Origin of the sequence: Rubritalea sp. (assembly GCF_039830215.1) — a bacterium.
In the GTDB taxonomy this organism is placed as follows: domain Bacteria; phylum Verrucomicrobiota; class Verrucomicrobiia; order Verrucomicrobiales; family Akkermansiaceae; genus Rubritalea.
The window spans coordinates 1-12,993 of the sequence record NZ_JBDOPO010000082.1 but is presented as its reverse complement, the minus strand read 5'-3'; the positions used below and the strand labels follow the sequence as shown (position 1 = coordinate 12,993).

The window sequence follows — 12,993 nt, the reverse complement described above, 5'->3', positions numbered from 1 at the left end:
TGACTGGCTTCTTAGTACGCTCGAAGAGTGCAGCTGTGAGTTGCTCAAGCTTTGCACGTGTGAGAGTCTTCTGAATGTGCTTAGGACCAGTTTCGTCCATGGTGATGAACGGAAGGTTGATGTCGTAGGTCTGTGCTGAGGAAAGGGCAATCTTCGCCTTCTCAGCTTCTTCCTTGATACGCTGGAGTGCGTCAGCCTGCTTGGAGAGGTCGATGCCTGAGTCAGTTTTGAACTCAGCTACGATCCAGTTGATGAGTGTGTTGTCCCAGTCATCACCACCGAGCTGTGTGTCACCGTCAGTCGCGAGCACTTCGAAAACACCGTCGTCGATGTCGAGTACTGAGATATCGAATGTACCACCACCAAGGTCGTATACTGCTACCTTCTCTTCAGACTTCTTATCTATTCCGTATGCAAGCGCTGCTGCTGTAGGCTCGTTGATGATGCGGCGCACCTTGAGTCCAGCGATCTCACCCGCGGCTTTAGTAGCAGAACGCTGTGAATCGTTGAAGTACGCTGGAACCGTGATCACTGCTTCAGTGATTGTCTCACCGATCTTAGTCTCAGCGTCAGCCTTAAGCTTACCGAGCACCATTGCTGCGATCTCTTGCGGAGAGTATGTTTTCTTCTCTCCCTCTACTTCTACCTGAATGTGAGCATCGCCATTGTCAGCTTTGACCACGTCGTAAGGGGTGTTCTTATCAGTGTCAGTGAGTTCGTCGTACTTACGTCCGATGAATCGCTTCGCTGAGAAGATTGTGTTCTTCGGGTTAGTCACTGCCTGGCGCTTGGCTGCCTGACCGACGAGACGCTCACCGCTTTTAGCGAATGCCACGACGGAAGGAGTTGTGCGTGCACCTTCAGAGTTTTCAAGAACGGTCGCTTCGCCACCATCCATTACTGCCATACATGAGTTGGTTGTACCCAAATCGATTCCTAGAATTTTAGCCATAATAGTTTGTTTTGTTTTAAGTTAAATAATTTCGCCCCCACAGCCCTTTACTTGCTGTCGGCACTATCTTGCCTAACTTGCCTACTGCAATTAGCGTGCCACAAACTCAAATCACACACTAAGACCTTATAGCTAAACAGATTTACAAAACACAAGGTTAGCCAACGGTCTAAATAAGAGTCATTCTGACACAGACAAATGCGCCGAAACAGGGACAATGTGACACAGGTGTGTCATTTCGACCTCACCTTCTGCGCCTCTACTCCGCTGCCGAATTGGCACAAAGTATGTCAGCGAAATCTGCATCCACATTGGCTACATAGAAAGCCCTACTTTTGTGTTCTTTTACCTTGCCAGAGTAGTTACGGCCGCTAGATTCTAGTTATGAAGCTCGTCATTTAGGCAAGCTTGATTCCATATATACCCATACCGCGTTGCCATGAGGCACCATACAGACGCAAACATAATCCGCCGATGCGTCGGCACAAAACCAAATCAAAAAAATGAAACTTAAACACAAAAAACACCTACGCAAGGGATTCTCCCTCGTAGAACTCCTCGTGGTGATTGCAATCATCGCGGGTCTCGCAGCCATGTCCTATGGCCCTATCATGAAGCAGGTGAAAGCTGCTGCAAAAACTAACGCCATCAACAGTGGTAAACAGATTCACGTGGCTCTGTTCAGTTTCGCTTCAGACAATGACGGAATCTTCCCAAATGAAAACACCGGTGATAGCGGTGCTACAGCTGAAGCCTGCTTCACTCAACTTATAGAAGCCGGCAAAATTGACGAAGAAGCAACTTTCTGGAACAAAGAAAATAGTGTTATAGGAACTACAAACGGCACTGCGCCTCCTAATGAAGACGGCACACTTGAGCCGGGTGAAAATGCTTGGGGATACGTGTCTGGCCTCAATAATTCATCTAGTAGCAACATCCCGCTTATCTTTGATTCTTCTGAAACAGCGAAGTCTTTTGATACTGCGGTTTGGGAAGGCCAAGCAATCGTCGTTAAAATCAACGGCTCATGTGAGGCTCTAAAAATCACATATGACGGTCCAGCAATCGACAGCTCTGGCAATTCCCAGCAGGGAGCAATCGAAGAAAACAGCGAGGATATCTTTGATCGTGCTGAGAACATCACCGGTACTACAATCCACGTACCAGCAGGAAGCTAATTTAACTTAGTCAAAATTCTCAAAACCGAAGGGCTTGCGCCCTTCGGTTTTTTTGTGCCCTGAAGACACTTCAAACTAGCATCTCTAGGGCTTCAATTCTATATTCCGCGGTATGAGCTGGAACATCGACGACGCCCGCGAACTTTATGGAGTCCACCGCTGGGGCAATGGCTACTTTGACATCAACTCCGACGGAGATGTCGTAGTCCAGCTGCGAGATGGTGAATCCACAGTTCCTGCGTCATTACAAAAAATCATTGAAGGCCTAGCCGAGCGAGGTTCAGCGATGCCTCAGTTACTGCGCTTCCGCGACCTGCTCGACAGACGGATTGAAGACCTCAACGAGTCCTTCCTCACGGCCATTAAAGAAACTAGCTACCAAGGAAGCTACCGCGGCGTGTACCCCATCAAGGTCAACCAGCAACAGCAAGTGATCGAAGAGATCACTGAGTTCGGAAAAAAGTACCAATATGGACTCGAGGCTGGCTCCAAACCTGAACTCATCGCCGCTCTAGCCTACATGCACGACCCCAACGCCTACCTCATTTGCAATGGCTACAAGGACGACGAATTTATCGACCTCGCCCTGCGCGCTATTCAAATGGGAATTCGGGTTATCATGGTCCTAGAAATGCCAAGTGAACTTCCAGCTATCATCGCACGCTCCAGAGCTCTCGATATTCGTCCGGAGCTTGGCATACGTTTCCGCCTTTCTACCAAATCCGAAGGGCACTGGGCTGAGTCTGGTGGAGACCGCTCAGTCTTCGGCCTCAACTCCCCCCAACTCATCGATGCAATCGACCTACTCAAGGCCGAAGGCTTTCTCGATTGCCTGAAACTCTTTCACTACCATCAAGGCTCCCAACTACCAAACATCCGAGCTATCCGAGAAGCCGCCACTGAAGCGGTGCGCGTCTTTGTCAGCCTCGCCCAAGAAGGCGCACCAATGGAAATTCTCGACATGGGTGGCGGTCTGGCCGTCGACTACGATGGGTCACACACCAACTTCGCCTCCTCCTGTAATTACTCACTCAAAGAATACGCCTCCAACCTTATCGAGGTCGTCCAAAAGCATTGTGACGAAGCTAAGATTTCCCACCCTACCCTCGTCACCGAGTCAGGCCGCGCAGTAGTAGCCTATTATTCGGTTCTCGTTTTCAATATTCTGGACGTCACACGCTTTGCCCAACTGAAGGTGCCTAGTGCCCCAGCAAGTGACGCCCACGATATGCTACACAATCTTTGGGAGATTCGGAAGCGCATCGATAAATCAGACCTTCAAGAATGCTTCAACGACGCACTCTTTTACCGCGATCAGGTGCGTGACCTCTTCCGCCATGGAGTGATCGACCTTCGTGACCGCTCTACTGCAGAAAAAATCTACTGGCACGTCTGCACAAGAATAGCAGCGAAAGCTCAGAGTCTCGAACACGTCCCCGAAGACCTACAGACACTCCAATCCAATCTAATCGATTTTTACTACGCCAATTTTTCAGTCTTCCAGTCACTACCAGACTCATGGGCGATCGACCAACTCTTCCCCATCATGCCGATCCATAAGCTCGACACCGAGCCAACACATCGTGCCATTCTCGCAGACATCACCTGCGACTGTGACGGCAAGGTCGATCGCTTTCTTAACCGAGACGGCATTACCCCCTATCTCCAAGTCCACGATCGCCAACCTGGCGAAGAGTACAACATCGCCGCGTTCTTAGTTGGCGCTTATCAAGAAACTCTCGGTGACTTACACAACCTGTTAGGAGACCCTCACGTGGTATCTGTCGGTATCGAAGACGGGGAACTCACCTACACCCACGAAGTCGAAGGCGACAGCGTGGCCGACGTTCTTTCCTATGTCGAATACGACCCTAAAGATCTAGAAAAACGCTTCCGCAGCTTCGCTGAAACGTCTGTTCGCAAGGGAACCATCAGCGCCAAACAGCGCAGGAGCATTCTCGAGGCCTACCGCACCGGCCTCAGCAGCTACACCTACTACGAGAGCTGAATGCGCCAGAGGGAGACAAAACGCGACTTTGATGGGCCGCGTTTTACGATCACAATTAGAACTTAATGCTCAGAACATCAACAAAGTCTAACATCCTCTTAGACTTCTTATCCACTCGGAGTATTTTATACCCAAGAAGGTAGGCTGCACAGCACCTGAAAGAAGGCTCATTCTCCCCATCCATTCATCATCGCTCTACCAACCCAGCCTCACCTTGTTTCTCACGCCCTAGGTAAAGGCTTCCCATTATTTGTATCCGCATCGCCAAACTTCCAGTCCGCGGCGGATTCAATATGCTAGGGAGTAATTGTTAGAAGGAGGCGTCATAACATACGTAGCGTTGTTTTTCACCTGTGAATTTAAGAGGCTAGCGAAGCAAAACAAGGCATGATTATGCCTGAAAGGCTTCATACAGGCAAACAGCCTGCGAGCTATTCAAGAAATCTTACTTCTCACAATTTTAGATTTTAAACCGACCTCAGCTCATTCCACCTGCTTCAGATGCCTGTAGAGGTCTTCCACTTTGTAACGGGCCCATTGGGTCTTGCGGAGGAATTTCAGGCTCGATTTGATGCTCGGGTCCTTGGCGAAACAATTAATACGAATGCGGCAGGCCATGTCATCCCAACCGTAGAACTCTACCAGCTCCGTCAGCATTTTTTCTAAGGTTACTCCATGCAGGGGGTCGTTCGGGTGCTGACGTTTTTCACTCATCTCCCTTAGCATCCACACTCCGCGAGCCCTGTCACGACCTATCGCTTGGTAAAATGACCAAAAGCGTGTAACGTGCCGCTGTGGATTCAATCACCCAAGCAGCCCTCGGAGGCCTCTGCGGCGAACTCCTCCTGCGCAAACAGCTCGGGTGGAAGGGCGCGGTCTGGGGTGTCTTTTTTGGCACTCTGCCGGATCTAGACATCGTCATCGCCCCCTTGGTTGATTCGATGGACTGGCTGCGCACCCACCGCAGCCTCTCGCATTCCCTTTTTCTCATGCTGCTTATGAGCCCCGTGTTTGGTTACCTACTGTGCAAGCTGCACAGCAAAGTCAGCCTAGCCCGCGCCACCGGTTTCGTCCTACTCGCCTGGTCAACCCATGTCCTCATCGATTGCTTCAACAGCTACGGCACACAGGTTTTCGAACCGTTTAGCGACTACCGACTGACGCTCAACAACATGTCGATCATTGACCCACTATTCACGGTGCCAATGTTGCTAGGAAACTTCATTTGCCTGTTTCTGGCTCGAGATGGCAAGAAGCGCAGCTGGGTGGTCTGCTCCACCACCACCTGGATCAGCCTCTACACGCTCCTCAGCTTTACCCTTCTTGAGGTGGCTAAAAAACATTTCCGAACCGAGCTCGCTCAATCGGAGCTCGAGGTTTCAGGTATGCTAGTGTCCCCGAGTTTGGCCAACATTTTCCTCTGGCGCATGGTCGCCCGTGATGCTGAACACTACTATGTCAGTTATTGGTCAGTGTGGGATTCTCCCGACCGTCCATTTCATCTCGACCTAGTACCACGCACCCCAAAACTAGCTGAACCCTACCAAGGGAGTAAACCATTCAAGACTCTAAACTGGTTCAGTGAAGGCTGGTGGAAAGTCATCAGTAACGGAGAAGGTACTAACAGCATTTACCTAATCGACATGCGCTTTGGTGAGATGAATATGCTCGAAACTGACCCCGCGATCAAAGCTCCACCATTCGTCTGGAAACTCAGCATAGATGCTCAAGGTAACGTCACTGAGAGCCGTGCTTCACTCCGCGCCGAGTTCGACCCCAAGAAAACCATTTTTCAACTCAAAGAACGTGCCGCTGGTCGTGCCCCGAATTGGACCGAGAGTATTTGGCCATGGGAGAAATTGGCTCAACAAACTCAGTAATCTGCATTGCTACTTTCCACTTTGCCTCTCCTGCTATAGTATACGCAATTGCTATGAATCGCTTGCTTCCACTCCTCCTCTTTCTGCCCTTTTTAGCCAGCTGCAGCTTCAGCGATTACGGCAAAGTCAGCTACTCCAGCGCCCCTAAGGTCATCAATGTCTCTGACTGGGACCCAAAGGAAAAGCAACGGTCAGGCCGCAGCTATAGCCCGACCGATCAGTCTGCTCTCAAAGCGAATGGAGCGCAGGCCCTCATCGCGCGCTGCGCCAAAGGTGGTTACATCGACCGGAAATGCGCCGACTTCCTAGTCGGAGCCGAGCGCCAAGGAATGTTGTTAGGAACCTATTACTACGTCCTCCCAGGCGAATCAGCCAGCAGCCAGGCCGGTCGTTACCTTAGCCGACTTCGCAGCATCAAATCCAGCCGAGGGCTACGCACTTCCAAGGTGCTACTAGTTGCCGATTTCGATACCCATTGTAGCGCGGAACTGATGGCAGGATTTGTCAGCGAGATCCACCAGCGCACGGGCATTCACCCAGTGGTGTATCTAGAAAACAGTTCCACCATCCGAAACTCTTTACGCTACGCCTCCCCCTCTCAAAAAGCCAAACTCAAGCGTTGCCCATACTGGCTCGCCCTCTACTCAGATAAAAACACAGGGCTCGAAACCCCACTCAAACTGGCCCATGCGTCTGGCATATGGCACGACTGGGCAATGTGGCAATACGGTGGCGTTTTCTGGCAAGGGGGGCGCTCAAAAATCCACAACTACCGTGCTGGTAGCTGGAAGACACCAGCTTACTTTGGCAACCTAGATCGCCCGATCGAACGCAGCGGATTCAACGGATCTCAAAGCCAACTTCACTCGTTCTGGAACAAGCATTCATGGGCGTGGTAGTACTCTTGGATAGCTTCGGCAGGTGCCATCAACCTTGCCGGTCGCCTCGGGTAGACTACCCTGTCTTTCGTAGGCTTATTCCATCACAAGCACACCATGCGCAACTCGGATTCAGACAAAAAAGCATTGCTCGTGGGCGCTGGATCTGAACACTTGCGCTTGTGACTCTCGATACGTTTATCAGCCTCGCTCAGCCGCTCTCGCTCACCGCGCGCGCCTGCATCTCTCTGCACATCACTGAAGCCTACTTCCGTAAAATCGGCCTCAAGCACGCCCTCGTCGATGAGTTCTTTGAACACCTTTGGGACCATCCATTACAGAGTGAACCAAAAGAATTTTCAGCTTGGGAGGCAAAACGTGGCGATCTAGTCGATTTCGGACTCACCGACGATTTGCCCGACGACCTAGAGGAACTCATGCCCCAACTTCTGATCAATGAGGCGGAACTCTTCTCAGTAGTCGAGGCTCCGGTAGAAATCCTCTGGGGTAATTTCTTTCGTACTGCCGACGACGAAACTGCGTTCGATTATCTCAAGTTTTCGCTCAACCTAGCAGAACGTGAAGGCCTAATTTTCCCGAAAATCTCTCTCTACCATGATTCCTTATTCGCAGACAACAATGGCTGGGGGAAACCCATCAGCCAACCGACTCGCGATGCATGGCGGGCTGGAGGGAAGGTTCACTAATCCCTGCGACCTTGACTCATCTGGGGCCTATTAGGGTCCAGAGGTTGTCCTAAACTTTAAATATATCAGCCCAGCTAGTAAACTAGTGGGATACTACAAAGCCAAAGCAAAGAACTCGTTGATTCCTCAACTAACTCAGCATTGCTAGGTTACCCCAAGGCTGTGCTCAGGAATGCTCTCATCTTGCTATGGTGCTCTATACTGATTTCCAGTTATTGCAGCGGATTTGAGTGGAGCAACTGCTGCCTCATCACCTTTTTGTAACCATCATACCATTCCTTAGCACTCTTGTCTGCTAGGATCTGTTTCACTCCCCCCTGTATATCTTGGGCAAATCCCACCAAGTTGTTGTAGTCAGTCACCACTAAACAGGCCAATGGTCACACTCACTTCACTGGTACTCCATTCAGTGAATTTAGCTCCTCACCCATGGCGTTCCGATACGCATCATTCACACGAACGCATTTTCAAATATACCTGCATCTAGCGAGAGAGCAGTACGATGGTGAGTGGCACCCCAGAAAACCTCGCTCGGATAGAATTTCCCAATATAAGGTGAGAAGGTACCTTTCTGTTTTGGGCTATCACAGTCTCGGCATTTAGCACGGAGACTGTCACCTCCGAAATGAGTACGTGAGGGCTGAGTATTTAATAGCAGCGTTTATCTTAGACTATTCAACCATGGGAGTGAAAGGCTTTGTTGCTACGAGGCGCTGGTTTGTGAGCTCAAGCTTGCTCTGCGTATCCCTCCTATCACTCTAATTTGATAACCATTCTAATAGTTAGAATACCCAAACCAAGTTGAGTCGTATTGAGGCCAAAATACTGATGACTTTATGAGTTAGGTCACAGAAACTATTTACAACTGCGCTATGTAGGCTAGGCAGAGTTCGATGGTTGCTTCCACACCTTTCTTATGGGTCCGCTCGGAGCTGTGTGAGGAAGCTACTCCTGGGCCAATGAGACCCACTCTAAAGTCATTTCCAGCATTACGGGCAGCCGATCCATCAGAGCCGTAGAATGGATAAACATCCTGCTTGTAGGATATGCTATTTTTGCGTGCCAGCTCGACCAGAGTTTTACGCATTTTATAATCGTAGGGCCCAGTCGAGTCTTTGACGCAGATAGAACAGGCAGTCTCAATCCCTTCGCAGGCATCACCTAACACACCCATATCGATCACCAGTAATTCTTCGATCCCTTCAGAGTAGCCACATGCTCCACCGTGTCCGACTTCTTCGTAATTAGAGAAAAATATCTCCACTGGCACGTCTTGGCCTTTCAAGTGCTTCGCTAATTCAAACAAAACAAAGCAACCTGCCTTGTTATCCATGAAGCGCGATTTGATAAAACCGCTCGGGAGTTCTTCGTAGTTCGGATAGAGGCAAATGATGTCTCCAATGCAAATTCCTAAGCTCTCGACATCGGACTTACTCGAGACTTCCTCATCCAGTCGTACGTGCATCGATTTGAGGGTTCTAGCTGTGGCCTCGCGTCCGTTGTTGGTGTGCGATGAGGGATCATTTAACAAAATAGTTCCAGTGAAGATTTTTCCTTCCAGCGTGCGAATACGCACATACTCCCCTTCTGCACCAGTCAGTGACAAGCCTCCAATGGGGGAAAACATCAGTGTGCCATCTTGGTTGACTCCCGAGACAATTGCGCCAAGGGTATCGACGTGTGCTGCGATCGCGAGCTTTGGCTTTTCCCCTAATGAGCAGCGCACCGCGCCCTTCACCGTTATCTCTGGCGCCAATCCTTCAGCTACGAGCGTGTTGACGATATAGTCACAGGCATCGTGGGTGTAACCCGAAGGTGAATCTATGTTGATAAGGTCTTTCAGTGTGGAATAGTCAGTCATGGCAATTACTTGTCGCCTATACATGCCAAGACACAGGCCTCAGTCCAAGCACAGATGTCATTGTGAGCGAATACACGTTAGACGCTAAGTTAACGAAAAAAATCCTGCGACCTTATTGCCCGGGTCGACCTTCGCGGACGCGTTTGGAGAACTCCGGGTCGTCATGGGCGGCTTGGGCGGCTTTGTCGATCTGGCACCTATCCCGCAATTCATTGTAGCGCAGTCCATCAGTGACAATACTTCCTTTTTCGTACAGGTATTGATCTAACAAACCATTAACTAACATGCGGACATCGAAGGCGGATTGGCGCTCTTTAGGAATTTGGTTCCGAATACTCGTGGTGCAATTGGCATTGATGATATTGTAGAACTGAGGTTTCCCTAACAACTCATTTTGCACCTCCACCGAGCTAAGAAAAAGCTCACGAATTTCATCGAGCTTTATAGCAGATTTATAAAGAAATACAGGTTCTTTGCGGATATTGGTGCGTACTCGAACCACATCTTCTTCAGAGGAAAATATGTACTGTAACTCGAAGACCTTATAGAGGCCACCGACAGGAGTGAATTTTTCACCCTCTTCCTTACGGGTCTCAATGCTAAGGCAAATATGTCCATCGTCCCCAAAATCAAAGGACAGGATAGGATGAGCCATGAGATTTCCTAGGAACCGATCGTGGAAAATATCCATCCCCTTGAGCTTTGACAGATGGACCTGGCGGGTTGTCCAAGTCGGTGTGACCACTCCCGCTTTGGTGTAGTCAAAATCTCGGAAATTGTGAAAGGTGACGAGATCTCCCTCGATAGTCACGTGCCCGGTTTTCTCAAAATCTTGCGCCCAATTTTTATCATTGTTTGGCTGAATAAAGCTCCATGGGACGATGACGAGAAGTGACAAAGCAAACACGCTCAGTACTTTGTTCCATCTTTGCTCAAACTTCAGCCATACCAGCACCAGAGCCACCACCCATGCAATAGCTAACAAGGCATTCCACAGCGAGGCCTGCCCAAAGGGGCCATCATAAAACACCGCTCCCCACCAATAGAGAACAAACAAGATCAGGCCGGTATTGCCTATGAATCGTAGAATTTTTGGGAGCAGCTTTTGCCAATCAAAGGAGGACTCGGACATACTATTTTAGGAATTTACCTTTAGGTGTTCGAGCAAAATGCGCTGCATCTCTTTCACCGCTGCGGGGTGGCGATGGGCGCTGTGACCGGAAGGAACAATCAGTTCAGATTCTGCACCTTCGAGATGTGAGCTAGCATAAGGAACCACTCCGTCTGAGCTGTTTGGAGTGTCACCTTTGCCTCGGTCTCCTATAATTGAGTGGTACGGTACTCTATCTAAAATCGGTCTATCAGCGACCATTTCCAACGCAGGATTTCCTGAACGCAAGCCAATCATGCTATTCACTGGGCTGTCTTGGTTAAACAAACTTTTACCCAGGTCCGTCATAGACTCAGCAGCTCCAGCTATATTTAAAGTCACTAAGTTACTTGGAATTTTGATCAAGTTTGCCACAAAGCCACCGTACCATGTATTCGCCTTATTACTTCCGTGGTGCGGAGTAGAAATAAACACAGCACGTTTGAGTCCTGATGGCTGTGGAGTTTCAAAAATGATCTTGAAATCGTCCTTCACCAACTCCGACATAGAGAGTGCTCCAATCGGCTTCTTAGATAATTTTGACCAAGTCTGCTGGTTCAGCTCACGGACATTCAACGAAGTCAGCAACCCACCCATACTGTGGCCAAAGATCACAGTCTTGTCAGACTTTGCCGCCGCCCCCTGACTCTCAGCATAGGCCTCTAGTCGCAGTAGGTCTGCTTTCAACTTCGCCCCCGTCATTCTGACTGGAAAGCCGGTGGGGTAGTAGTACGTGTATGCTTGATAATTCGCTCTAATAGTAGGATCTGCCATCACCTCATTGATCGGGTCAGCCCAGGTTATTGGGCTAGAGACCAAGCCGTGGACGAGGATCAAAGGGATCTTATCTGGGTCGAACTCACCTTCAAGATAGAGCCCCATACGTCCAGAGTATTTCATCGGCCTGAACACCCCCATGATTCTAGAAGCGCCACCACCTTCACTCTTACGTTTTGCCAGCATGTAATAACCAGCAGTGAGGTTCACATTCATGTTTTGCTCGCGACCCCAGAACATTACTTTGCTCACTTTCGTCACATCATAGAAGCGGAAGACAGCTTTACCTCGCTTGCTGAAATCGACAATGAGAGTTGTACTAAAATCACCACCAATCGGGCTAATAAATGGGTTTTCTTTTTCATCACTCGCACCATGTAGCACCAACAAAGGAGCACCCACTCCCTTTTGGCTAACCTCGGATCGAAGACCTGTGCGCTTCAAGCAATCCACCGGAACAATATCCTCAAAATTAGCTCTAGAAAAAGTCATCGGCTGACTAGAGTCCATCTGCACTCGGTAGGTATTTGAGTTCGTCTGGTAGGTGCTATTCTGCTGGAACCCGCGTTGTTGGATCAGATCTGCGGCCTGACCAATTGCGTGGTTATAAAGAGGAAGCAACCCTTGTTCCTTCGATTGCCAGACCATTTCTGCAGCTTGTAAGTAAATCGCAATAGCCAAGTCAGGCTTTAGATCTTCTTGCTTCCTAGCAGTAATGATTTGCTGGTAAACCCCATCGTAGAGTACGCCTTGTTGCTCACTGATGGCATCGATCGAGCCCTTATAGTCCAACAAGCCTACCAGAGGTTTATCCAGCTCATGAACATGGATATGCTTGCACTGGGAGCACAGCATCAGCGCTGATGCTAGAGCAAACAAACGAAGAAGTGAAGAAATAGAGAGTGTCATAAAGCTGACAGTGATGTAAAGATTGTGACCTCATCCGTCAACCACCCATCGATGACTGGCTCCCCCCCTGTAAATACGTTCTCCTATATCTAAGCAAGGAATGGGTAATCGGTCTAGCCCACTGGGCCACCTGCGAAAAACGACGTCGGCTCTGGTTCATTTAAATCGGCATCTTCTTCGTGTCGACGTACCAAATTTGGATTAGCGATAGTTTGTTGCCCCCACGAAATAGCATCCGCTTCTCCTGCTGCTGGAATTTCTTCTCCATCGGTAAACCTCAGGCCTTGGCTGGCGATGAATACTCCGCCAAATTCTTTCATTAGTGGGTCACCTATATTCGGCTTATCCCTGCTTTCACGTGCGAAGAAGAAAGCAATGCTTCACTTCTTCATCTGGCGAGCGACATAGCTAAAGGTCACGAGTGGCTCTAAGTCTCCCATCTCATGCTCATCACCACGCGGCGCAATGTGTATGCCCCCTCGACCAGCACCCCACAACGAAAGCGCGGCATCCACAGCCTCTTACGTGAGGCGCGCCACTGTACTACGGCTTGCTCTAGCTCAATTTCGCACCATCGACATCACAGCTGTCTGTGACGATCTCTTTTCCCAATTCAAGGATCGCTCTATCGGTAACCAAACTAAGCAGTCTCCACTCGAGCGGGTATGTCTTTACCATAGGGAACGGCACATT

General features: G+C 49.6%; 11 protein-coding genes. 5 read left to right on the top strand and 6 right to left on the bottom strand.

Annotated elements, in window-relative coordinates; genetic code table 11:
- Positions 1-952: Hsp70 family protein (locus ABGY95_RS02580; RefSeq protein WP_347440123.1), on the bottom strand; the 952-nt coding region annotated here is incomplete at its 3' end.
- 503 nt (positions 953-1,455) lie between these two features.
- Here ABGY95_RS02580 and ABGY95_RS02575 point away from each other — a divergent pair.
- Positions 1,456-2,130 carry a type II secretion system protein gene (locus tag ABGY95_RS02575; protein WP_347440122.1) on the top strand — a complete coding sequence of 225 codons (675 nt, stop codon included), beginning with the start codon at positions 1,456-1,458 and terminating at the stop codon, positions 2,128-2,130.
- A gap of 112 nt (positions 2,131-2,242) precedes the next feature.
- On the top strand, positions 2,243-4,138 hold the full coding sequence (speA, locus tag ABGY95_RS02570) for a biosynthetic arginine decarboxylase (protein WP_347440121.1): 1,896 nt from the start codon (positions 2,243-2,245) through the stop codon (positions 4,136-4,138).
- A gap of 483 nt (positions 4,139-4,621) precedes the next feature.
- Here the strand turns inward: speA and ABGY95_RS02565 are convergent, their stop codons facing one another.
- Complete coding sequence (locus tag ABGY95_RS02565; protein ID WP_347440120.1) at positions 4,622-4,864, bottom strand: VF530 family protein; 243 nt, start codon at positions 4,862-4,864, stop codon at positions 4,622-4,624.
- Between the two features lie 68 nt (positions 4,865-4,932).
- Between ABGY95_RS02565 and ABGY95_RS02560 the strand changes: the two genes are divergently transcribed.
- The 3 genes from ABGY95_RS02560 (at position 4,933) to ABGY95_RS02550 (ending at position 7,603) form a co-directional block, all read left to right on the top strand.
- A complete protein-coding gene (locus tag ABGY95_RS02560; protein ID WP_347440119.1) occupies positions 4,933-6,018 on the top strand; it encodes a metal-dependent hydrolase in 1,086 nt (361 codons plus the stop codon).
- A gap of 53 nt (positions 6,019-6,071) precedes the next feature.
- The gene (locus ABGY95_RS02555; RefSeq protein WP_347440118.1) at positions 6,072-6,917 is read left to right on the top strand and encodes a GH25 family lysozyme; all 846 of its coding nucleotides are present in this window, start codon (positions 6,072-6,074) and stop codon (positions 6,915-6,917) included.
- Positions 6,918-7,078: 161 nt separating this feature from the next.
- Positions 7,079-7,603, top strand: coding sequence for a hypothetical protein (locus tag ABGY95_RS02550; protein WP_347440117.1), 525 nt, complete (start codon positions 7,079-7,081; stop codon positions 7,601-7,603).
- Positions 7,604-8,462: 859 nt separating this feature from the next.
- On the opposite strand, the gene ABGY95_RS02545 is transcribed toward ABGY95_RS02550, so the two are convergent.
- The 4 genes from ABGY95_RS02545 to ABGY95_RS02530 form a co-directional block, all read right to left on the bottom strand.
- Positions 8,463-9,464, bottom strand: coding sequence for a M42 family metallopeptidase (locus ABGY95_RS02545; protein ID WP_347440116.1), 1,002 nt, complete (start codon positions 9,462-9,464; stop codon positions 8,463-8,465).
- Between the two features lie 112 nt (positions 9,465-9,576).
- The gene (locus tag ABGY95_RS02540) at positions 9,577-10,596 is read right to left on the bottom strand and encodes a DUF4105 domain-containing protein (protein ID WP_347440115.1); all 1,020 of its coding nucleotides are present in this window, start codon (positions 10,594-10,596) and stop codon (positions 9,577-9,579) included.
- 6 nt (positions 10,597-10,602) lie between these two features.
- A complete protein-coding gene (locus tag ABGY95_RS02535; RefSeq protein ID WP_347440114.1) occupies positions 10,603-12,300 on the bottom strand; it encodes an alpha/beta hydrolase in 1,698 nt (565 codons plus the stop codon).
- Between the two features lie 113 nt (positions 12,301-12,413).
- Positions 12,414-12,620 carry a hypothetical protein gene (locus ABGY95_RS02530; protein ID WP_347440113.1) on the bottom strand — a complete coding sequence of 69 codons (207 nt, stop codon included), beginning with the start codon at positions 12,618-12,620 and terminating at the stop codon, positions 12,414-12,416.
- Between the last annotated feature and the right edge of the window lie 373 nt (positions 12,621-12,993).

Bases quoted from the DNA above. Each gene is read 5' to 3' on its own strand.
- ABGY95_RS02575 (WP_347440122.1), top strand. From the start codon at position 1,456: ATGAAACTTAAACACAAAAAACACCTACGCAAGGGATTCTCCCTCGTA.
- speA (WP_347440121.1), top strand. From the start codon at position 2,243: ATGAGCTGGAACATCGACGACGCCCGCGAACTTTATGGAGTCCACCGC.
- ABGY95_RS02565 (WP_347440120.1), bottom strand. From the start codon at position 4,864: ATGCTAAGGGAGATGAGTGAAAAACGTCAGCACCCGAACGACCCCCTG.
- ABGY95_RS02555 (WP_347440118.1), top strand. From the start codon at position 6,072: ATGAATCGCTTGCTTCCACTCCTCCTCTTTCTGCCCTTTTTAGCCAGC.
- ABGY95_RS02545 (WP_347440116.1), bottom strand. From the start codon at position 9,464: ATGACTGACTATTCCACACTGAAAGACCTTATCAACATAGATTCACCT.
- ABGY95_RS02540 (WP_347440115.1), bottom strand. From the start codon at position 10,596: ATGTCCGAGTCCTCCTTTGATTGGCAAAAGCTGCTCCCAAAAATTCTA.
- ABGY95_RS02535 (WP_347440114.1), bottom strand. From the start codon at position 12,300: ATGACACTCTCTATTTCTTCACTTCTTCGTTTGTTTGCTCTAGCATCA.
- ABGY95_RS02530 (WP_347440113.1), bottom strand. From the start codon at position 12,620: ATGAAAGAATTTGGCGGAGTATTCATCGCCAGCCAAGGCCTGAGGTTT.